Below are 21,588 nucleotides of genomic sequence, written 5' to 3' on the forward strand. Positions count from 1 at the left end.
GATCTCCCACCGCCACCCAACACGTACCAAAACTTATGATCGGCTCAGTAACGACAGACCCTCAAGGCGCCGGTTCTTGCTGTCCCGTATGGCCCGGCTGCCGCCGGGTAGGCCCGCGACCTCGACGCAGTTGTTGTCTTGGTTGCTGCAGGAGCTCTTTCCTATTTCAGGTGATGGAGGTTGGGGGATTCCATCTAGTGGCTCCTTGGCGGCTGTTTTGATCAGGCGAATTCGTTGGTCTTGACGCTGGTGATGAATGCTTCCCATGCGCCGGGGGTGAAGTTCAGCATGGGGCCGTTGGGGTCCTTGCTGTCTCGTACGGCCTGGCCGCCGCGGGGCAGGTCGGCGACTTCGATGCAGTTGTCGTTGTTGGTCCCGCTGAGGGTGCTCTTGCGCCAGGTGAGATTCGGAGGGCTCTTGTCCACTTTTTCACCTATCCCTTGAGTTGCTCCACGAGCTTCGCCATGTGCCGGACCGACTCGTCCGGAGACAGAGCCAATCCCATCACATAGTCCAAAATAATGGTGTATCGCTGATATTCCAATGGCTGTTCAAGCCAGAGGCTTTCCGTCGCGGTCACGGTGTAGACGAGGCTCGGGTCGTTGGGGAAATCCAGAGTGACGAACGAGCCCTCCAGGGCGGGATGCGCGCCGGCGGAGTCGGGAACCACCTGGATGGTGATGTTCGGCCTGGCGGCCATCTCGATGAGATGGCTGATCTGCTCGCGCATCACCTCAGCACCGCCGATCGACTTGCGCAGCGCGGCCTCGTCGATGAGCGCCAGCAGGGTTGGCGGGTTCTCCCGGAAGAGGATCTCCTGACGCATGAGCCTCGCCTGGACGTGGCGATCGACGAGCGTCTCGTCGAGAATTCGAGCGGCTCGCCACAACGCTCTCACGTACCCCTCCGTCTGGAGAAGCCCTGGGATCAGCACGATCTCCCAGGTGCGGATGGAACTGGCACCCGCCTCGAAATCGGGCAAGCTGCTCCGGAAGACGTCCTGGTACTTCTCCCACCAACCGCGCTGACGTGACTCCCTGGCGAGGGTGATCATTGCCTCGCGCTGCTCCTCGTCGGTGATGCCGTACAGGTCGAGCAGTAGGCGAATGTCATGGACGCTCGGGAGCCGCCACTCGTTGCGCTCCATCCTGGACACCTTTGACGCGTCCCACTCCAGCCGCCTGCCCGCCTCGGTCACCGAGAATCCGGCTTCCTTCCGGAGCTGTCGGAGCGTTTGGGAGAGTTTCCGACGTTTGACCGTGGGGCTGTTACTTGTCATTTTGGGCCTCCTCCGTGAACTGCCGGTGACGGTTCTATGGAACAAATCAGACAATTCATCTTGATTTTATCTACGCATTGTGATCCTCGTGTCACTGTGCCAGCATGCTAATGGGTTCGGGGCTGGACGGCGACCCCAATATGACAATGAGGGTTATTGTCCAAAATTTCTGCGCAAATATGTCCAGATTGCACTTTATTGAGTAGTTGGCACTACCTGCTGTCGGCCATGGCCCCTCCGCCTGCTCCAGGTAATCGCCAAAACGCGTTCCCCCTTTTTCCCCTGGCAGGCCCGAAAAACGAGTCGAGGCCGCCACGGTGCAGCAACACCGTGACGGCCTCTTGAACCGGACGCTGGAGGTCCAATTCCGTGCTCGATTTTACAAGAGCGATCCGGGTCATCCGAATGCGCTTCAGTGGTGACCGGCCGCCCGCCCCGTTGGGGTGCCGGTGGTGTGGGCATTCGCCGTACGCGCACGATGACCGATGCCTGCCCCATCGGCAGGCGCACGCCTATGAGCGGCCGACGCCCGCGCAGTTCCGGGCGCGGCTGGCGGAGTGGTGGCGGCTGGGGTTCGCGGGGCGCCTGTCCGCCTCGGCGGAGGTACGCCCGCCGGGGGAGACACGGTCGTTTTCCGGTCACGGACGTCACGCCCGGCCTGTGGAGCCGGTGGTCGCCGGGTCGCTCGCGTCGTACGGGCGAGGTCGACCACCGGACGATCTCACCTTGAGCGGGCGGAGGTCGTACCCGGGCATGCTGCGGCAAGGGAAGGCGGCGTGAGCGGGCGGCATCGACGGGGAGAGCCCGTCGATCAGCGAGGCCCACGGCAGTGGGACCGCGAGCAGCGGGAGATCGCGGCCCGGCTGGATCGGGCCGAGGCGGGCTGGCTGGTCATGTACGGGGTGGGCGGGCGCCGGTTCTACGCGATCGCCGCCGGGCAGGTTCCCGAGCCCCTGGTCGTCGAGGCGCGTACGGCCGAGGAGTTGTGCGCGCTGATGCGCGAGAGCGAGGCCACCGAACCGGCGACGGTGCCGTCACCCGAGCAGCCGCCCGGCGTGCGTATGGTGCCGGAACCCCAACGACAGCCGGGACTCCAACGACAGCCGGGACTCCAACGACAGCCAGAACCCCCAAGGCGGCCGGAATCTCACCGACAAACGGAATCCCACCGGCACTGGCAAGGAGATTCGATGATCGCAGGCACCCCCGACGGGCTCCGGACCGTCTGCTGGGACATTCCCCGTGATCCGGCGACCGTCGGCGAGGCCCGCCGGATGACGCGGGACACCCTCACCGGCTGGGGCCTGCCGTCGGAGTTCGCCGACGACGCGGTCCTGGTGGTCGGCGAGTTGGTGGCGAACGCCACGCTGTACGGCGAGGAACCGATCCGGCTCTCGCTCTGGGGCATGCCCCGGGGGGTCTGCGTACGGGTCACCGACCACGGCTCCGAACGGCCCCGCAAGCTCAGCCTGGGTGAGGACGCCTCGCACGGCCGGGGGCTCGCGATCGTGGAGGCGCTGGCCGACCGGTGGGGTGTCGTTCCGGTGCCGGGCGGGCTCGGCAAGACGGTCTGGGCCGCCTGGGGGATCTCCCGCTCGGAGTCCGACGCGTCCCGCACCGTCGACTGCGCGGAGCTGGTTCCGTCCTCCGGGGTCCGTGAGGAGGCATCCATGGGAAAAGGGTCCCGTGCTCAAGAAGGGACGTTCCTGCGGTCCTCCTCCGTCATCGAGGCGGCGTTCATGGCATCCGCCCGGTTCCGTGCAGGCGACCTGCTCGCCTGATGTCCGGTATGGACTGCGATCCCGCGGCCGAGAAACCGGGACCGCCAGGGCGGCCTTCCCGATGCTCAGAGCAGGTGAGGAAGGCCGCACAGGGTTGCATCAGCCAGCCGGTGAGGGGAGGTGATGCGCCGGCTGCGGGATCACACCGGACGGTCAGCCCGTGACCAGCTTGCCGAGCTCGGGGAGTACCGCGTCGGTGACGATGATCCTCTTCTCGATCAGCCCGTTGGTGTGGAAGAGGTCGGCGACGTGCTGCTGCTCGGCGACGAACTCCTCGCTGATCGGGTGCAGGCCCCACGGGCGGGTGCGCAGCGCGTGCTCCCAGGCGTCCAGGTCGCCGCCGTCGTCCTTGGCGAACAACTCCGCCGCCGCGCGGGGGTTCTGCCGGGTCCACTCGTCGGACTCCTGGAGCGCGGAGACGATCCTGGCCAGTTCCTCGGGCTGTTCGAGGGCGAAGTCGCGGCGGGTGAACCACAGGGAGCGGTGGCTGAACAGGCCGTCGGTGGCGACCAGTTCCCGGACGGATGCCCGCTGCTCGACCCCGGTGAGGTAGGGGTAGGAGCCCACCCACGCGTCGACCTCGCCGGACAGGAACAGCTCGGCGGCGTTGTCGTAGACGTCGACCGGGACGATGTCGCTCCAGCCGAGACCGACCCGCTCCAGGGCGAGCAGCAGCAGCGTGGTCTGCCACGAGCCGTGCCCGAGGGCGACCCGCTTGCCCTTCAGGTCTTCCAGGCTCCGGATCGGCGAGTCGTCGAGGACGACCAGGCGACCGTTCTCGATCCGGGGTTCGGAGATCGCGACGTAGACGACGTCGTACCCCTTGGCCTGGGCGGTCACCGGGGGCGTGGCGCCGGTGCCGATGAAGTCGTAGCCGCCGTCGAACAGGTGGTCGCTGTGCACCGACGGCAGCGCCCTGGTGGGGTCGACCCGCTCGCCGGTCGGCAGGGAGCGCAGGTTCACCCACTCCACGTCGGGGAGTCCCCGGTGGCGCAGCACCCAGAGCGAGTTGTTCTGGGGGAAATATCCGACTCGGGTGGTCATCAGGTACGTCCTTTCAGGAGGGGGAGCACGTGCGTGCCCACCCGGTGTGCCTCTTCCAGGTGCGGGACTCCGGCGAGGATGAGGGCGTCCACGCCGAGCCCGATCAGTTCGTCGAGCCGTTCGGCGACCTGGTGGTAGTCGCCGACCAGGCCGAAGGCGGGGCCGTCGCGCAACTCGCTGAACCCGCCCCAGACGCCCGGCGAGACCTCCAGGTCGCGGAGGTCCCCGCCGGTCGAGGCGAGGAAGGACCGGCTGCGCCGCACGCCGACCGAGTCGCCGGAGCCGGACTTCCCGCCGGAGTCGCGGGGCACCCTGGCCGCCCAGCCCCGGCGGAGCTCGTCCCACGCCTCCTCCTCGGTCTCGCGGGCGAGCACGTCCACCCGGACCGCGAACTTCGGCGGGGTGTCGCTGTGCGCGCGGACCAGGTCGAACTTCTCCGCCAGCGCGGGGTACGGCTCCAGCCAGGACAGGTAGTGGTCGGCGTGCCGCCCGGCGGCGGCGATCGCGGCGGGGGAGGAGCCGGAGAAGAAGATCTCCGGAAACGGCTGCCCGGCCAGTTCCTCGGGCAGGCTCGCGTTCTCCACCTGGTAGAAGCGGCCGTGGTGGGTGTGGGAGCCGTGCCACACGCCCTTGAGCACGTCGAGGAACTCCGAGGTGCGCGCGTAGCGGTCGTCGTGGTCGATCCGGTCGCCCCACCAGAGCTGCGCGGGCCCGCCGCCGCCGGAGATGACGTTGTAGACCACCCGCCCGCTGGTGGCCCGCTGCAGGGTGGCGGTCATCCGGGCCGCCTGCACCGGGTGCAGGAACCCCGGCTGGAAGGCGATCATGAACCGGTAGGAGCGGGTCTCCCGGGCCAGGGTGGCCGCCGCGGCCCACGGGTCGTCGGTGTGCGGGAAGGACGGCAGCAGCCCGCCGACGAAGCCGGAGTCCTCGGCCGCCCTGGCCACCTCGGCCATGTAGTCGACGTGGCTGTAGCCGTCGGGGGCGCCGTCCCTGACTCCCGGCGCGAGGGCGCCCGGCAGGTCGGCGAAGCCGCCGCGGCTGCCGCCCCTGCGGCGCAGCGAGGGCTGGTCGCCCTCCATGTGGATACGCCAGTAGATGTCAACCGACACGGGTGCTCTCCTTCAACAGCGGCAGCAGGTGCTCGCCCAGCCGGTAGGTCTCCTCGGGGCGCGGCCCGGCCTCAAGGAAGAACTCCGAGACGCCCCGGTCGGCGTACTCCCCGATCGCGGCGGCGACGGCGGCGTAGCAGCCGGTCAGCCCGGTGAAGCCGGTACGGCGGGCCGCCGCCAGCGCCTCGTCGTCGTCCTCGCGGGCCAGCACCGGCAGCCGCAGACCGTACGCCACGCCGGGCAGTCGCGCGGTCAGGGCCTCCAGGTCGTCCTGCGGTGAGAAGACGTGCACGTCGGCGTGGCGGGCGGAGAGCTCAAGCGCCTCCGGCGAGGTGCCGCCGAGGTAGACGGTCGGGAAGACCCGTCCGGAGAGCGGGGCCGCGAAGCCGCCCCCGGCCACCTGGTAGAAGCGGCCCCGGTACTCGAAATCCCCCTGCCAGACGCCCTTGGCGACGGTGAGGAACTCCTCGGCCCGCGCGTACCGGTCGGCTCCGGTGAGGAAGTCCCCCTGGGCCCTGGCCACCGCCGGGTCGAGGTCCACCGCGAGCCGCCAGCCGAGCCGGTCGGCGGAGAAGCGCTGCAGCGAGGCCGAGAGCTTGGCCAGGTAGACCGGGGTGGCGATGCCCGGGTGGAACTCCGCGATCACCCGCAGGTGGCGTGAGTCGCGCAGCACCCCGGCGGCCAGCACCAGCGACTCCTGCCCCTCGGGATCGAAGGGCACCAGCGCGCCGGACAGTCCCGCCAGCTCGGCGGCCCGGCCCGCCGGTCCCGCCGGATCCGAGCGGGCGGGCCGTACGTCGGTGACGAAGCCGGGCAGCACCGGCCGGGCGGCGCTCCGGGTGGGCAGCGTGACGTTGAACCTGGCCATCACGCCACCGCGCCGGGCGGAACGTCGCGCGTTCGCGTCACTGTGCGGGGTGGAACGCCGCGCGCCCATGGCACCGTGCCGAGTGGAACGTCGCGCGTCCGCGTCGCCGTGCGGGGTGGAACGTCGTGCGTCCGTGGCACCGTGCCCGGGGAAACGTCGTGTGCCCATGCCACTGTGCCGGGGCGCCGTGCTGTGTGGGAGCGTTCTCGCGGACTGGCCGGAATCGATGGGACAGCCATGTCAGATCTTTCCTAGAGGTTCGGCGGAGACGGGAAAAGGCAGCGCGGGGAGGGTGAACTCCTGTCCGGTCTCCTTCAGGAACTCGGGCGGCGGCGGGTAGCGCGGGGGAGTCGCGTCGGCGGGCAGCAGGCTGTGCCAGGGCTCCCGCGCGTCGAACTCGTCCCGGATCGCCGCCAGCGTCTCCGGCTGCTCGACCAGGGCGACCGCGGTGGCCGCCAGGTAGCGGGCGGCGGCCAGCAACCCCTGGTGGGCGATGTTCGTGCCGGTCGACGCGGTGGCCGCCCAGGAGTGGAGCGGTACGCCGAGCGGCACCACGGGCGCGACCAGGCTGAGGTGCGGGGCCTGCCAGCCGACCTCGGAGGTGTCGCTGGACGGGCCGCCGAGGTCGGTCTCCGGCGGCGGGGTGAGCGGCGCGATCCCGGTCGCGAGCCCGATCCGCGGCCTGCCGATCGCGGCCTGGAGGCGAAGGGCGAACTCGTGGTCTGAGTCGGTGAACCGAGCGGGACCCAGCTCGGACATGGTGTGATGCAGCAGCTCGGCCCCGGCCCGGTTGCCGAGCCCCTGCCGGATCGCGGTCACCAGGCGGTGCTCCAGCCGGGTCCGGCCGGCCGTGGCGGCTGCCCCGGCGCACTCGACGACCTTGTCGTACAGGGTCCTGGCGCGTTCGTGGGTCGCCTCGCGGACGTAGACCCAGACCGTCTGCACGTCGGGTGTCACGTTCGGGGCGCCACCCCCGCTGAGGGTGTAGCTCACCCGGCCGGACGGCGAGACGTTCGCGGCGCGCAGGTGTTCGATCATGCTGGTCAGCAGCAGGGCTCCGTCCAGGCCGCTCCTGGTGCCCAGCGGGTCGGACCCGTGCCCGGCCGAGCCGAGGAAGGTGAAGGTCCCGGAGATCAGCGCGCTGGTGACGTCCCAGCCGGTCGCCGTGACGGGTGCCGGATGCCAGTCCAGGAAGGCGTCGAGCCCGTCGTAGGCGCCGTCGCGCACCGCGTACGCCTTGCCGACCAGCTGTTCCTCGCCGGTGGAGGCGAAGACCTTTACGGTCGCGCGGTCGCCGAGCGCGACGGCGGCGGCGATGGCCGCGCCCGCCGACGCCGCCGCCAGCGCGTTGTGCCCGCAGCCGTGCCCCGGACCGTACGCGGGGCCGTAGAGCGGGTCGCCCGCGTAGCCGATCGGGTCGTGGTACGGCACGCCCGCGCGCTGGGACAGGCCGGGCAGCGCGTCGTACTCCACGTTGAACCCGAGCACGGGGCCGTGCCCGCCGCGGGTGGCGACGAAGGCCGCGGGGAATCCGGCGGTGCCCCACTCGATCGCGAAGCCGTACGAGCGGAGCAGGTCCGCGGTGGCCGACGCCGAGCGCCATTCGCGGAGCGACGGTTCGGCGTACGACCAGATGGTGTCCGACAGGCCGGTCAGCACGGGCTCGTTCGCGTCGATCCAGTTCAGCGCGGTTTTCTCCGTGCTCACCGCGCCACTCCCACGTGTCCGGGCTCCTTGGCGGAGACCCCGAGGTCGGCGAGCAGGCGGCGGCGGAGCGCCACGAAGTCGCCGTCCACCCGGTCGCGGGGGCGGTCCAGCTCGACGGTCAGGTCGGTGACGAACGCGCCCTCGCGGAGCACGACGATCCGGTCGGCGAGCAGGATGGCCTCCTCGACGTCGTGGGTGACCAGCACCACGGCGGGGCGATGCCTGGCGCACAGTTCGGCGATCAGGTCCTGCATGTGCAGCCTGGTCAGCGCGTCGAGCGCGGCGAACGGCTCGTCGAGCAGCAGCAGTTCGGGCTCGCGGACCAGGGCGCGGGCCAGCGCGACCCGCTGCGCCTCGCCGCCGGACAGCGTCGCGGGCCAGGCGTCGGCGTGGCCGCTCAGGCCCACCTCGGCGAGTGCCGCCAGGCCCTTGGCGCGGGCGCCGCGGCCCTGCCCGAGGATCACGTTGGCCAGCGCGCGCTTGGAGGGGATCAGCCGAGGCTCCTGGAAGACGACGGTCCGCACCGGCGGGACCAGCACGGTCCCGCTCGTGGCGGCGTCCAGCCCGGCGAGGATCCGCAGCAGCGTCGTCTTGCCGGTGCCGCTGGCACCGAGCAGCGCGAGGAACTCACCGCGCCGTACCCGCAGGTCGATCCCGTCCAGTACGGCGCGGTCACCGAAGACCCTGCGCAGGTCCGTGGTCTGTACGGCCAGGCTCATCGGGCCGCCACCGCCTTCCGCCATGGCATGGTGAACCGCTCGGCCAGCCGGAGGATGACGTCGGCGGTCAGCCCGATCAGCGCGTAGAGGATGACGCAGAGGGCGAGGATGTCGGTGCGCAGGTAGTCGGTGGCCCTGGCCATCAGGTATCCCAGACCGGCGGTGACGTTGATCTCCTCGGCGGCGATCAGCGCGACCACGCTGAGCGTGGTCGACAGCCGCAGCCCGGCGAAGATCGAGGGCAGCGCGCCCGGCAGCACCACCTCCCTGGCGAGAGCGAGGCGGCCGAGCCCGAACGAGCGGGCGGCCTCCACGACCTTGCGGTCGACGTTGCGCACCCCGCTGGAGACGTTGATGTACATCGGGAAGGTGCAGGCCACGCTGATCAGCAGGATCTTGGAGGTCTCCTCGATCCCGAACCAGACCATGAACAGCGAGGTCAGCGCCAGGAACGGGATGGCACGCAGCGCCTGCATGGAGGAGTCGAGAAGCTCCTCGCCGAGCCTGCTCAGCCCGGACAGCACCCCGATGACCAGCCCGGTAGAGGCGCCGAGCAGCAGGCCGAGGCCCGCGCGGGTGAGCGAGACACCCAGCGCCTCCTGCATCTGCCCGTCGGCCCACAGCTCGCCGAAGGTTTTGACCACCTCCTGCGGACCGGCCAGCACGTCAGGGGTGATCACTCCGGACGCGGTTCCCGCGTACCAGAGCCCGACGAGCAGGACCGGGCCGAGGACGCGCAGGGCCAGGCTCGCCGCCGGATGGCGGCCGGTGTTCCTGGGCGGGTCCGGCGGGACGAGCCCCGCCGTTTCCTGTCCGGTCAGGACCGTCATGAGGCTGCGTCCGGCAGTGAGGTGACGTCGACGACGTACTGGGAGACGTCCAGCGGGGCGGTGAGGACCTTCTGGTCGAGGAAGAACTTGGCGACCTCCTGGTACTTGGCGATCTCGGCGGCGGTCACCGGCTGGGCGGGCTTGCCCTGCTTCTGGATCTGGACCACCAGGTCCTGCTGGGCGCCGGTCACGGCCTGCGGCCCGGCGGAGGTGAAGACGTTGAGGTAGGCCGCCGGGTCGGCGTTCTCCTTGGCGGTGCCCTCCTCGATGAACGCGTACAGCGCCTTCAGCACCTCGGGGTGCTTGTCGATCAGGGTGTTGGCGGCGACGTAGATGACGTAGTTGTCCGACTCGATCTCCGCCCCGCTGGCCAGGATGCGGGCGTCCAGGCTGGTCACGGCCGGGATGAGGAAGGTGGAGAAGGTCGACCAGGCGTCCACCTTGCCGGAGCCGAAGACCGGCGCCGTCTGCGGCGGGGCCAGGTAGACCCGCTTGACCTTCTCGACCGGCACGTTGAACGTCCGCAGCGCCTTGAGGAGCAGGTACTCGCTGGTGCCGCCGTGGCCGACCGCCACGGTGTGCCCGGCGAGGTCGGCCACGGACTTGATCGGGGAGTCCTTCTTGACCACGATCCCCTCGCCCGCGAGGTCAGGCGGGACGGTGGCGAAGATCTTGAAGCTGGGCTTGACGGCCAGCGCCGTGACGCCCGAGGTGATCGAGCCGACGGCGATGTCGAGCGACCCGGCGTTGATGGCCTGCGCCGCCGGAGCGAAGACGGAGAAGTCTCCGGCCCACTGGACCTTCGCGTTCACCTTGGCCAGGGCGGCGTCGAGGCTGCCGTCCTTCTTCGCCACCGCCAGGAAGCCGCTGTTGCCCGGATCGGAGATCCGCACCACCACCGGCTCGGCCTTGGCGTCCGGCGCGGCGGCGGCCGAGGTGTCCGCCGAGGGAGTGGAGCCGCACGCGACCAGCAGGGCGAGGGGGAGCGCGGCGGCCAGGGCGAGTCTACGCATGGGATTCTCCGTGGGATCGGGCATTGGCGAGCGGGGTGTGGTCGGCCCAGGTGGCGACGTCCACCGCCGACTCCAGGAAGCCGTGGCCGCGCAGGAACCGCTCCTGCTCGGCGAGCAACTCCAGGCGCTCCGCGGACAGGTCGAGGTGGAGGGAGGCGCCGGAGTGGTAGGCGCCGGCCACTCCCGCCGAGCCCGCGCCGGTCTCGGCGCCCAGGATCCTGGTGACGTCGGCCGGGTGCTCCGCCGCCCAGTCGGCCGCCCGCAGGAGCACCGCGAGGAACCGGGTGACCAGGTCGGGGCGCTCGTCGAGCAGCCGCTGGTGGACGGTGATGGGGCGGGGCGTCCCGTTGTTGATCCGCGCCCGCCGGTCGGGAACGGCGTCGAGGTCGACCGCCACCTCGGCGCTGTGGCGCAGGGCCGCCTCGACGGCGAGCGCGCCCTTGACATAGACCGCGTCGACCTCGCCGCGGGCCAGGGCGGCCAGTTCGGCCTCCCACTGCCCGCCGCCCGGGGGAGCCTCGACGTCCACCGGGTCCGCGTCGCCCAGATCGAGTCCGGCCAGGGAGAGCGCGCCCCGGAAGCCCTGTAGCGCCATGGCCCGCCAGAAGTCGATGGCGAGGCGGTGCCGGGGGACGGCCAGACGTAGACCCTTGAGCTGCTCCGGGCTCTCCAGACCACTGCCGCCGCGGACCAGGATGACCTGGCGCTCCTCGATCCAGGTCAGGCCGATGAGCCGGGTGGCCTCGCCGCGCGAGCGGGCCCAGAGCGCGGGGACGTTCCCGCCTTCGCGGAACAGGCCGGTCAGCTCGTGGGTGAAGTGGTGGTCGGCGGAGACGTCGGCCGCCGCGTCCTGCAGGGACCGGACGCCGATCCCGTCGGGTGCGAACTCCTCGGTGAGCCAGCCCCGGTCGGCGGCGACACCGGTCGCGGTGGGCACCGGACACCGGGTGAACCAGATCGTGTCTGGCGCAGCTGTGGTCATGCGAAAGAGTTTGCTAGTAAATTGGTAGGAAATGCAAAGTATGTCCCGCGATGCGGGAAACCTTTGCGCCGCTGACCGCTGCTACCTGCTCATATCCCTCCCCACCCGAGAGAAGGAGATTCCCGCATGACGGCATCGAGCCGCGTGGACGGTGTCCAGTCGGTCCTGCGGGCGGTCGGGATACTCAACTGCTTCCGCGAGGGCGAGCCCGCGCTGACCGTCTCGGAGCTCGCCCGGCGGACGGACCTGTCCACCTCCACCGCGCACCGGCTGGCCCGCAGCCTGCTCGACACCGGATTCCTGGAGCAGGACACCGAGACCGCCTGCTACCGGCTGGGTCCTTCGATCACCGAACTCGGCCAGCTCTCCTTCCACCGGCGCGGCCTGCACAAGGTCGCCCCGGAGCTGGGGCAACTCGCCCGGGTCACCTCGGCCACCGTGGATCTGGCGGTCCGCAACGGCCCGCACGCGGTCATCCTGGCCGGGGGTTCCCTCAACCCCGACCGGGGAGTCGGCCTGCACCGCCCGCTCCACTCGACGGCGCTCGGCAAGGTCCTGCTCGCCTGGGCGCCGCCGGGGAACGGCGACCTCGCCGCGCTCGGCCCGCTCCAGGCCCAGACCCAGCGGACGATCATCGACCACGCCGCCCTCCGCGCCGAGCTGGACCAGGTGCGCCAGAGTGGCCACGCTCTCAACGACGAAGAGTCCTCGGAGGGCGTCCGCACCGTCGCGGTCCCCGTTCTGGACCGCGCCGACCGCGCCCGCTACGCCCTCGCCGTACGGGCGACGCCCCGGCTCATCAGCGACGCGCGAATCCCCTGGTTCGTCAAGCAGGCCCGTGCCTGCGCCCGCGTCCTGGAGGTGCTCCTGCTGCCTCCCGCCGAACGCCGCTGGCACTCGTGATCCGGCGGGCACGGCACCCCGGTTTCGACCTGCCGCACTGACGGCGAGTCATGAACCGGCGCAGACGATTATCACACCGGCCATTGATTCGCCGTTGGTCCGGAACGTATGTTCCTAGCAACATCCGAGTATGCCTCATGTTTTAGGGATTCTCCTATGCATGCACGTCTCAGGCGGACGATCACGGCGGCCTCCGCGCTGCTGATGGCCCTCGCGCTGACATCCCCCCTCGTACCGGCATCCGCATCCGTACCGACGTCCGCGGTCACGGCCGCGGCGGCCTACCCTCCCGACGACTACTGCCTCGGCGAGTGCGCCGACATCCTGCCCCCGGGCCAGAACGGCAACGCGACCCTGGCCGGGATCCTGGCCCACCAGTCGCTGGGGACGAAGCCCAAGCACAGCGACGACCAGCTCGGCAAGTACGCCAACCTCCTCTCCGGCTACACCGGGCTGACCAACGACCAGATCGCCAATTTCTTCAACGACGCCTCGTTCGGCGTCCCTGAGGGGCAGGTGGAGAGCACCATCAGCCCCCGCTCGGACGTGACGATCGTCCGTGACAAGGCGACCGGCACCCCGCACATCACCGGGACCACCCGCGAGGGCACGATGTTCGGCGCCGGGTACGCGGGCGCGCAGAACCGCCTCTGGGTGATGGACCTGATGCGGCACGTCGGCCGGGGCGAGCTGACCTCGTTCGCCGGAGGCGCGCCGGGCAACCGGGAACTGGAGCAGAGCGCCTGGCGCAACGCCCCGTACACCGAGGCGGACCTGCAGGCGCAGATCACCAGGCTGCGGAACGCCAGCCCCCGGGGCGCGCAGCTCTACACCGACGTCGAGCACTACATAGCCGGCATCAACGCCTACATCGACACCTGCATGGCCAACCGGGACTGCCCCGGTGAGTACGTGCTGACCGGGCACATGGACGCGATCACCAACGCGGGCGGCCCGGTGAAGTTCACCATGACCGACCTGGTGGCGATCTCCGGTGTCATCGGCGGTCTGTTCGGCGGCGGCGGCGGTGCGGAGATGCAGTCCGCGCTGGTCCGGGTCGCGGCCCGCGCCAAGTACGGCACGACGGTCGGCGACCAGGTCTGGGCGGCGTTCCGCGCGCAGAACGACCCGGAGACGACGCTCACCCTGCACGACGGCCAGAGCTTCCCCGCGGGGAACGCGCCCGCCGGAGCCACCGGAGTCGTCCTCCCCGACCCGTCGACGGCGCCGGTGAACATCGTCGAGAACAGGACCGGGTCGGCCACCACCCCGGCCTCGGCCCTGACCGCCAAGGGCATGCTGGACGGGCTGCTCGTCGACAACTCCAAGCCGGGCATGTCCAACGCCGTGGTGGTCTCGGCGGCCAAGTCGAAGACCGGGCACCCGGTCGCGGTGTTCGGCCCGCAGACCGGCTACTTCGCCCCCCAGCTGCTCATGCTCCAGGAACTCTCCGGCCCCGGCATCCGGGCGCGCGGCGCGGCCTTCGCCGGACTCAACCTCTACGTGCTGCTCGGCAGGGGCACCGACTACGCCTGGAGCGCGACCTCCAGCGGCCAGGACATCACCGACACCTACGCCCTGCAGCTCTGCGAGCCCGGCGGCGGCGCGGCCACCGTCGCGTCGAACCACTACCTCTACCGGGGCGTCTGCACCGCGATGGAGACGCTGCGCAAGACCAACTCCTGGAAGCCCACGGTCGCCGACTCCACCCCCGCCGGCTCGTACGACCTGGTGATCCAGCGCACCAAGTACGGGCTGGTGAGCTGGCGCGGCACGGTCGGCGGGCAGCCCACCGCCTTCACCACGCTGCGGTCGACCTACCACCACGAGGTCGACTCGGCGGTCGGCTTCCAGATGTTCAACGACCCGGCCGCCATGGGCGACGCGACGGCTTTCAAGAACTCGGCCGCCACCATCGGCTTCGCGTTCAACTGGTTCTACGTCAACTCCACCGACTCGGCGTACTTCATGTCGGGCAGCACCCCGGTCAGGTCCGCGGTCTCCGACCCGAACCTGCCGATGACCGCCGACGCGGCCCATGAGTGGGCGGGCTACGACCCGGCCACCAACAGCGCGACCTACACCGCTCCCGCCACCCACCCGCAGGCGGTCAACCAGGACTACTTCGTCAGCTGGAACAACAAGCAGGCCAAGGACTACGGCGCCGCGGACGGCAACTTCAGCTTCGGGCCGGTCCACCGGGCCGACCTGCTGGACGCCCCGATCAAGGCGGCCCTGACCGGAAGCGGCAAGCTCGACCAGGCCGGCACCGTGAAGATCATGGCGGAGGCCGGCGTGACCGACCTGCGGGGCAAGAAGGTGCTGCCCGACCTGCTCCGGGTGATCAACAGCGCCGCGGTGACCGACCCGGCCCTCGCCTCCGCGGTCTCCAAGCTCTCCGCCTGGACGTCGTCGGGTTCCAGGCGGCTGGAGACCTCGCCGGGCAGCAAGGCCTACGCCCATGCCGACGCGATCCGCGCGTTCGACTCGTGGTGGCCCAGGCTGGTCCGCGCGCAGTTCAAGCCGGGACTGGGAGACGGCCTGTACCAGTCGCTGGTCAACGCCCTCCAGATCAACGAGTCCCCCTCGGGCCATCAGCAGGGCGACCAGTCCACCCTGCCCACCTCCGCGAACGAGGCTCAGGCGCACAAGGGCTCGGCGTTCCAGTACGGCTGGTGGGGCTATGTGAGCAAGGACCTCAGGAGCGTGCTCGGTGACCAGGTCGCCGGGCCGCTGCCCGCCAGGTACTGCGGGGACGGCACGGTGGCCGGCTGCCGCACCGTCCTGCTGAACAGCCTGTCGGAGGCGCTCGCCGAGCCCGCGGCGACGACCTACCCCGGAGACGACGTATGCGCGGCGGGCAACCAGTGGTGCGCCGACGCCGTCGAGCAGTCGCCGCTCGGCGGGATCACGCACTCGCTGATCTCCTGGCAGAACCGGCCGACCTACCAGCAGGTCCTGTCCTTCCCGGCCCGCCGGGGCGACGCGATCACCAACCTGGCGGAGGGGAGGACGGCCAAGTCGTCGAGCAACCAGCTCCTCTACCCGGCGAGCAGGGCCGTCGACGGCAACCAGACGACCCGCTGGTCGAGCTCGTCCAGCGACAACCAGTACCTCCAGGTCGACCTCGGTTCCGCCACGACCGTGGGCAGGGTCATCCTGCGCTGGGAGGTGGCCTACGGGGCCGCGTACTCGATCCAGACCTCGACCGACGGCTCCACCTGGACCACCGTCTACTCCACCACCGCCGGAAACGGCGGTGTGGACAACGTGACGTTCACCCCGACCACCGCCCGCCACGTCCGCATGCAGGGCGTCACGCGCGGGACGACGTACGGCTACTCCCTCTACGAGCTGGAGGTATACCCCCGCTGAGCACCCCCTGAGACAGACCTGAAGGACAGCGGTGGAGCCCTCCCACCGCTGTCCTTTCTCGGTTCGGCACCGGTGAGGGTGAACACCCCCGGTCTCAATCCAGGGGCACAGGCGCGGTGCCGTTCGTTTTCAGTGCCTCACGGCGCACTGCGACCTCATGTCGCTCCCCGGCCGCCGTGTGGCAACGATCGCGAGAGCCTGTGGATCACCATCCTCAGCGGGAACCGTCCCAATGATCTCCAAGCCGGTCTCCAGAGCCGGCCCCTAGCCTCGTCCTCGGCTTCCGCTCCCGCTCCCGCTCCCGACAAGGGCAGGGGCAGGGACAGGCAGGTGAGCAACGATGAGGAGCGAGATCGTGACGGCATCCGGAAACGTTCGGGCGACCGCTGAAAAACTGATCAACGAGTGCCGGCGCGACAGGTCGAGCACGCTCGACCTGTCCAGGCTCCACCTGTACGCGGTGCCCGAATCGCTCAGCGACCTAACCCATCTGACCACGCTCGACCTGAGCCGCAACGAGCTGACCACTGTGCCGGAGTGGCTGGGGAACCTCACCGCCCTCACCAAGCTCCACCTGAGCCGCAACGAGCTGACCGCTGTGCCGGAGTCGATGGGGAACCTCACCGCCCTCACCAAGCTCCGCCTGTACGACAACCGGCTGACGGCCCTGCCGGAGTCGATGGGGAACCTCACCGCGCTCACCCATCTCGACCTGCACGACAACCCGCTGACGGCCCTGCCGGAGTCGATGGGCAACCTCACCGCCCTCATCAACCTCGACCTGCGTGGCGCCCCGCTGACGGCCCTGCCGGAGTCGATGGGCAACCTCACCGCCCTCATCTGGCTCCTCCTGCCCGGCACCCGGCTGACCGCTGTGCCGGAGTGGCTGGGGAACCTCACCGCGCTCACCAGGCTCGACCTGCGTGGCGCCCGGCTGACGGCCCTGCCGGAGTCGATGGGGAACCTCACCGCCCTCACCAACCTCGACCTGGGGTTCAACCGGCTGACCGCTGTGCCGGAGTGGCTGGGGAACCTCACCGCCCTCATCTGGCTCGACCTTAGCTACAACGAGCTGACCGCCGTCCCCGAGTGGCTGGGCGGTCTGACCGCCCTCACCGCCCTCGACCTGGGGTTCAACCAGCTGACGGCCCTGCCGGAGTCGATGGGGAACCTCACCGCGCTCACCAGGCTCAACCTGTACGGGAACCGGCTGACGGCCCTGCCGGAGTCGCTGCGGAACCTCACCGCCCTCACCAGGCTCAGCCTGGGCCCCGACAAACTGACCGCTGTGCCCGAGTGGCTGGGCAACCTCGATGTGGACGGTACGCCAAAACAAGGTTCGTCGATCTTCTGAGTCCTGAACGGCCCCACGGTGCTCAGCCCAGAAGAGTCCGCCGTTTTGGTGGCCGCTTCCGGCGTAGCGCCACGGTCATGAGAGTACCGCCAGCGGGTTGGCGACCGGCACGTACCCCGCGGCGCGGTCCGCCGACCGCGCCCACCTGACCGACAGGTTGGCCTTGGCGGGCAGCGGCGCCCCCGCCAGCAGGTCCGACAGCGGCCGGGGCCACCCCCGCGACTCCGCGTACCCCGCCAGGACCTTCCCGGCCACCGCCCACAACTCCCGCGCGGGCACGGCCCCGGAAAGGGAGGCGGCGATCTCGGCGAGATGGTTGACCATCAGGCAGTAGACCACCCGGCTCCAGCCGGCCTCCGCGTCGTAGGTGAGGGCCTCGGCGACCCGGGCCGGCAGGCCGGACAGGTCGTGCCGCCCGGCGACGAGCTTCGTGCCCTCCATGTCGCGGAAGACCGCCTCCACCGGCAGCCCCTCCGCGTCCACCCCGATCAGCACGTTCTGCAGGTGAGGTTCGAGCACCACGCCGTGGCCGAGGTAGGCGTCGAGCACCGGCAGCGCCACCCGCTCCACGTACGCCCGCCACCAGCGCACCGGATCGGCGGACGTCACCTGCCGCCCGGCGGCCAGCATGCCGCTCAGCAGGGGGGTCACCCCGGGCCTGCAGACCGACCACGGGCTGACCCGGACGATGACGCCGAGCCCCTCAAGCAGCCGGGTGCCCAGCTCGGCGGAGCGGTAGCCGGGTTCGGGCAGCCAGCGGGTGCCGGGGAAGGTCGCGGACAGCTCTCCGAACATCGGCCCGAGACGGCGGCTCAGCTCGACCGCGCCCGCCAGCTCGTACCAGGAGTTCTTCCGCAGGCAGTTGGTGATCCGCACGTCCAGGCTGAACTTCAGGCACCGGTCGATCAGCGGCTCGTAGACGGTACGGACCGACGAGGTGGGAACCGCCATCCGGGTACTGTTCCCCAGGTCGAGAAGCCGGCCGTCGGCCAGTGGCGCGGCCAGGTCGGCCGAGAGCAGCTCCAGCTGCCACGGGTGCGCGGGCAGCAGTGAGTAACCGGGCGGCGCCGCTCCGAGCGCGTCGAGCGAGCCGGCCTCGCCCGCCTCCGCCAGCACGTCGTCCCTGACCCCGAGCAGTCGCAGCGGAAAACTCGCGTGCGCCTCGGGCGCGTAGCGCAGCCAGTCCGCGCCGCCGCGCGCCTTCGGGCTGGGGTGGAACGGGTGACCGAAGACCAGCGCCTGCTCCGAGGCCAGCCACGGGTCGGCGGGGGGCGGCACGTCCCGCCGGGCCGCGAGCAGCGCCGCCATGGCGTCCCTGCTCGCGGCCACCTGGACGGCGAACTCGTCGTTGCCCTCGCCGAGCTCGGTCTCCACCAGCCGGACGAGCAGGTCCGCCGAGAGCGGCTGCCAGGAGTCGTTCTCCAGCCACTCGGCCCGCCCCTCGAAGCGCAGCGCGAGCCCGCCGTGCGCACGGGCCCGCAGCAGGGTGTCCGCGACACGCAGCAACACGTACGGCTCGTCGTGCCTGACCTGCCCGCGAGGTCCCGAGATCTCCCGCACGCAACAGCGCAGCAGCGCCGCCAGTGAAGCCTCCTCGGCGACGGCTGCGGGGGAGTCGAGGGCGAGGCTGGTCATGGCGTCCTTCTGGTGATCGCGGCCAGGGTGGCCTGGGGCTGCTGGCGGAGGTAGTTCGGCCCGCTCGTGCCGTAGAACTTGTTCACATCCCGCGCGCCGGTGCGCGCCTTGTCCACCAGGGTCCCGGCGGTGACCATCGACTTGCCGACGAGCCTGGCGGCGTCCAGGGTCCTGGCCCGCAGCAGCCTGGCCATCGGGTTCTCCCCGTACTCGTCGAGCGCTCCGGCGAGCGCGTCGCGGACCAGCTCGGCGGCCCGCGGCGACGGCAGCACGCCGAACGCCACGGCGGCGGCCGCCAGATGCAGGGTGATGGTCACGAACATGTCGGCGAGCGCGTGCGGGTCGTCGGTCAGCATCCGCGCGTCCGTGAAGTCCGGGACCGGGAGGCCGGCACCTCTCAGCAGGTCGGGTGAGGTCAGCAACCCGTCGTTGTCCTTGACGAGCAGCCGCACGACACTTTCGCCCGCGGTGTCGGTGTCGAACACCAGTGAGAGGTTCTGCTGGTGGGCCTCGAGCGCGGTGCCGTACCTGACGAAGAGCCGCACGTGGAAGCGGAACAGCACCCGCAGGTACCGGGCGAGCAGACCGGCGACGTCCCCGCCGAACCACCGTCCGGCGAGACCCTCCACGACCAGGCCGCCCCCGGGCAGCGGTGCCGCCAGCGCCGCGACGGAGACGACCTCCCCCACGGGCTGGCGGCGCAGCAGCCAGCCCAGATACTCGTGCCCGGCGTGCCCGTACGTCTGCTCGTCGGCCAGCAGCACCTCGGGATCGGGCATCGCCCGCAGCAGCAGCTCGGCCCGCGCCCCGTCGGCCAGCGTGCCGGGCTTGATCGACCTCCGGTTGCGCAGCCCGAGGGTGCTGGTGGCCAGCGGCAGCTTCAGGTGCGCGCCCGGGGCGATCTCGACGGTGCGCATCGACAGCGTGGGCCTGACCCGCAGATACGGCTGAGGGGCCACGGTCGCCCACGGAATCTCCTCGACGCGGGGGACCGTCAGCGGGTGCACGGGGAACAGCGCGTGCGTCCCGGCGAGACTCTCCGCCAGCCCGACGGCACGGAACCCGGGTGCCCCCGGCATCTCGGCCCCGGTGAGCCGCTCCCGGGGAACCGCGGCCCAGCGCAGCTCGAAGGCGGGCGCGAACTCCGGCGCGTACCCGGTCAGTTCCTCGTCGGACAGGCCGATCCGGCACCGGGCCGTCGGGTAGACGGGGTGATCGACGAACGCGGCCAGCGTCTCGTACCACACGCTGTCGCGTCCGCCACCGGTTTCCGTCGTGCCCGTGGTGCCGGATGTGGTGCCGGACGTGGCGTCGGGGTGCGGGGTGGCGGGATGCGCGGTGGCGGCGGCCAGTCTGGCGAGTACCTCTTGGTGGTGGAGGTCGTGCAGGTCGAGGGCGCGCAGCGCCTCGTGGCACTCCCTGGCGAACGACTCGACCCCGGCCGCGTCGGCGGGGTCGGAGACCTCCCGCAGCGTGTGCAGGACCTCCCGCAGCCGGAGCGCCTCCTGCGGGGCCGCGACGAAGTCCTGGAACAGTGAGCCGGGGAGCAGCCGCACCCGCCTGCCCCCCGGCAGGACCAGCGCGACGCCGTCCTTGCCGTGGGTCACCCGCCTGGCCAGGCCGCCGTAGTCCTCGCGCAGCAGCGCGTTCAGCACCCGGACGGCGAGGTACGCCTCCCGCCCGCGCGCCGAACCTCCGCCGATCCCGGGACCGTCCACGGCTCCCTGGCCGGTCACACGTCGGTTCGCGGGTCCCCGGCTCATGCGATCACCCACGGGTTCTCCGCCCTGAAGGCCGCGACGGCGGCGTCCACGCCCGCCCGGTCGGGCCCGGTCGCACGGACGATGCCCAGGTAGTCGCGGTTGGTGTTGCTCCGGTCGATCCGGTCGCCCACGGCGCGCAGCGGCCGGTGCCAGATCCGGACCGGGTCGCCGGAGGCGGGGACGACGGTCCCGGGAGCCTCCACCACGGTCCCCGAGCGATCGGCGACCAGGCTCAGCGCGGTCCCGTGCCCCCGCACCGGGGCGAGGTCCGCCGGCCCCATCCCGAGATGCGTCCCGAGAACGAGCTCGAACAGGGGCACCTGGAGCAGGCTCGCCAGCAGGAAGTCGCAGTGGTCGCCGATCACCCGGTAGTTGACCTCGACGATCCGTGGTCCGGCCGGGGTCATCACGTACTCGGTGTGGCAGGCCCCGAACCCCACCCGGAGTGCCTCCAGCGCCCGCAGCACGTGGTCGCGGCCGGGAGGCGGCTCCCAGTCGAGCCGTTCCTCCACGAAGTGCGGCAGTGGCCCGAGAGTGGTGCGAAAACCGCCGAGCACCCTGATCCGCTCGCCGTCGCCGAGCGTCTCCATCGTGTGCAGGGGACCGTCGAGATACTCCTCCACGACCAGCGTCTCCGCCGGCCGCCTGCCCCTGATGGACAGGACGGCCGCCGCGAGCTCGCCCGCGTCGTGGACCAGCACGACGTCCTCGCTGGCCACGCCCTCGCACGGTTTCACGACCGCGGGGAAGGGCAGGTCCGCGACCGGCGGGTCGGCCGGTGCCAGCCGCGCGGTACGGACGGTCTCGACCCCGGCCGCGGCCAGCCGCCGCCGGGTGAGCGCCTTGTTCTTGGTGTCGACGCAGGCCCGCCAGTCCTTGCCGGGGAGTCCGAAGTAGGCGGCGGCGAGTGCGGTCTCCGCCTGGATGTGGTCGGAGTTCGAGAAGATCGCGTCCGGGGTGCGGTGGTGCGCGACGGTGTCGATGACCGCCCGCGCGTCGCGCACGTCGCAACGGAGCACCTCCGCTCCATGGTCACGGTACTGTTCCGGCCGGTCGGTGAGGATCGTGACCTCGCACCCGAGTGCGCGTGCCGCCGGGAGGAAACCGTCGGTGACCGAGTCCGTCGGTTTCAGCGCGGTGAGGTACAGCCGCAATGCAGGAACCCCCGATATCAGGTAAGGCTAACCTAACTCGGTGCATCCTAGCGGGATGGAGATCATCGC

The 21,588-nt window shown here is 70.8% G+C and carries 18 protein-coding genes; 4 read left to right on the plus strand and 14 right to left on the minus strand.

Features of this window, described 5'->3' with window-relative positions; genetic code table 11:
• Positions 1 to 33: 33 nt before the first annotated feature.
• Genes ABT061_RS24660 through ABT061_RS24670 form a run of 3 tightly spaced genes read right to left on the minus strand, consistent with a single transcriptional unit; the run spans position 34 to position 1,279 of the window.
• Positions 34 to 267: a DUF397 domain-containing protein gene (locus tag ABT061_RS24660; RefSeq protein ID WP_350921934.1), complete on the minus strand. Its 234-nt coding sequence runs from the start codon at positions 265 to 267 to the stop codon at positions 34 to 36.
• On the minus strand, positions 222 to 425 hold the full coding sequence (locus tag ABT061_RS24665; protein WP_350921936.1) for a DUF397 domain-containing protein: 204 nt from the start codon (positions 423 to 425) through the stop codon (positions 222 to 224). Before ABT061_RS24665 ends, ABT061_RS24660 begins: the two co-directional genes overlap by 46 nt.
• Positions 426 to 433: 8 nt before the next feature.
• Positions 434 to 1,279, minus strand: coding sequence for a helix-turn-helix domain-containing protein (locus ABT061_RS24670; protein ID WP_350921938.1), 846 nt, complete (start codon positions 1,277 to 1,279; stop codon positions 434 to 436).
• Positions 1,280 to 2,055: 776 nt separating this feature from the next.
• On the opposite strand from ABT061_RS24670, the gene ABT061_RS24675 reads away from it, so the two are divergent.
• Positions 2,056 to 3,060, plus strand: a complete 1,005-nt coding sequence (locus ABT061_RS24675; protein WP_350921940.1) for an ATP-binding protein — start codon at positions 2,056 to 2,058, stop codon at positions 3,058 to 3,060.
• A gap of 153 nt (positions 3,061 to 3,213) precedes the next feature.
• Here the strand turns inward: ABT061_RS24675 and ABT061_RS24680 are convergent, their stop codons facing one another.
• The 8 genes from ABT061_RS24680 to ABT061_RS24715 all read right to left on the minus strand — a co-directional run bounded on the left by ABT061_RS24680 (position 3,214) and on the right by ABT061_RS24715 (position 11,335).
• Positions 3,214 to 4,104: an ABC transporter substrate-binding protein gene (locus ABT061_RS24680; protein ID WP_350921943.1), complete on the minus strand. Its 891-nt coding sequence runs from the start codon at positions 4,102 to 4,104 to the stop codon at positions 3,214 to 3,216.
• On the minus strand, positions 4,104 to 5,216 hold the full coding sequence (locus tag ABT061_RS24685) for an LLM class flavin-dependent oxidoreductase (RefSeq protein WP_350921945.1): 1,113 nt from the start codon (positions 5,214 to 5,216) through the stop codon (positions 4,104 to 4,106). Before ABT061_RS24685 ends, ABT061_RS24680 begins: the two co-directional genes overlap by 1 nt.
• On the minus strand, positions 5,206 to 6,252 hold the full coding sequence (locus ABT061_RS24690) for an LLM class flavin-dependent oxidoreductase (RefSeq protein WP_350921947.1): 1,047 nt from the start codon (positions 6,250 to 6,252) through the stop codon (positions 5,206 to 5,208). Before ABT061_RS24690 ends, ABT061_RS24685 begins: the two co-directional genes overlap by 11 nt.
• 72 nt (positions 6,253 to 6,324) lie before the next feature.
• The gene (locus ABT061_RS24695; protein WP_350921949.1) at positions 6,325 to 7,791 is read right to left on the minus strand and encodes a zinc-binding metallopeptidase family protein; all 1,467 of its coding nucleotides are present in this window, start codon (positions 7,789 to 7,791) and stop codon (positions 6,325 to 6,327) included.
• Positions 7,788 to 8,510, minus strand: a complete 723-nt coding sequence (locus ABT061_RS24700) for an ABC transporter ATP-binding protein (RefSeq protein ID WP_350921952.1) — start codon at positions 8,508 to 8,510, stop codon at positions 7,788 to 7,790. Before ABT061_RS24700 ends, ABT061_RS24695 begins: the two co-directional genes overlap by 4 nt.
• On the minus strand, positions 8,507 to 9,340 hold the full coding sequence (locus ABT061_RS24705; RefSeq protein WP_350921954.1) for an ABC transporter permease: 834 nt from the start codon (positions 9,338 to 9,340) through the stop codon (positions 8,507 to 8,509). Before ABT061_RS24705 ends, ABT061_RS24700 begins: the two co-directional genes overlap by 4 nt.
• The gene (locus ABT061_RS24710) at positions 9,337 to 10,353 is read right to left on the minus strand and encodes an ABC transporter substrate-binding protein (protein ID WP_350921957.1); all 1,017 of its coding nucleotides are present in this window, start codon (positions 10,351 to 10,353) and stop codon (positions 9,337 to 9,339) included. The genes ABT061_RS24705 and ABT061_RS24710 overlap by 4 nt, the downstream gene beginning before the upstream one ends.
• The gene (locus ABT061_RS24715) at positions 10,346 to 11,335 is read right to left on the minus strand and encodes an ABC transporter substrate-binding protein (RefSeq protein WP_350921959.1); all 990 of its coding nucleotides are present in this window, start codon (positions 11,333 to 11,335) and stop codon (positions 10,346 to 10,348) included. Before ABT061_RS24715 ends, ABT061_RS24710 begins: the two co-directional genes overlap by 8 nt.
• 126 nt (positions 11,336 to 11,461) lie before the next feature.
• Between ABT061_RS24715 and ABT061_RS24720 the strand changes: the two genes are divergently transcribed.
• From ABT061_RS24720 to ABT061_RS24730, 3 genes are all read left to right on the plus strand, one after another.
• Complete coding sequence (locus ABT061_RS24720) at positions 11,462 to 12,238, plus strand: IclR family transcriptional regulator (protein ID WP_350921961.1); 777 nt, start codon at positions 11,462 to 11,464, stop codon at positions 12,236 to 12,238.
• A gap of 156 nt (positions 12,239 to 12,394) precedes the next feature.
• Positions 12,395 to 15,613: a penicillin acylase family protein gene (locus ABT061_RS24725; RefSeq protein WP_350921963.1), complete on the plus strand. Its 3,219-nt coding sequence runs from the start codon at positions 12,395 to 12,397 to the stop codon at positions 15,611 to 15,613.
• 355 nt (positions 15,614 to 15,968) lie between these two features.
• Entirely contained in the window at positions 15,969 to 16,967 is a 999-nt protein-coding gene (locus ABT061_RS24730) for a leucine-rich repeat domain-containing protein (protein ID WP_350921965.1), read from the plus strand.
• Between the two features lie 75 nt (positions 16,968 to 17,042).
• Here ABT061_RS24730 and ABT061_RS24735 read toward each other — a convergent pair whose 3' ends face one another.
• From ABT061_RS24735 to ABT061_RS24745, 3 genes are read right to left on the minus strand one after another with little or no spacing between them, the layout of a single operon-like run.
• Positions 17,043 to 18,602, minus strand: coding sequence for an IucA/IucC family protein (locus ABT061_RS24735; RefSeq protein WP_350921967.1), 1,560 nt, complete (start codon positions 18,600 to 18,602; stop codon positions 17,043 to 17,045).
• Positions 18,599 to 20,365 (minus strand): IucA/IucC family protein, encoded by a 1,767-nt coding sequence (locus tag ABT061_RS24740; RefSeq protein ID WP_350921970.1) that lies wholly within the window; start codon positions 20,363 to 20,365, stop codon positions 18,599 to 18,601. The genes ABT061_RS24735 and ABT061_RS24740 overlap by 4 nt, the downstream gene beginning before the upstream one ends.
• Positions 20,362 to 21,519: a siderophore biosynthesis protein gene (locus ABT061_RS24745; protein ID WP_350921972.1), complete on the minus strand. Its 1,158-nt coding sequence runs from the start codon at positions 21,517 to 21,519 to the stop codon at positions 20,362 to 20,364. Before ABT061_RS24745 ends, ABT061_RS24740 begins: the two co-directional genes overlap by 4 nt.
• Between the last annotated feature and the right edge of the window lie 69 nt (positions 21,520 to 21,588).

Source organism: Streptosporangium sp. NPDC002544 (assembly GCF_040295965.1).
Taxonomy (GTDB): domain Bacteria; phylum Actinomycetota; class Actinomycetes; order Streptosporangiales; family Streptosporangiaceae; genus Streptosporangium.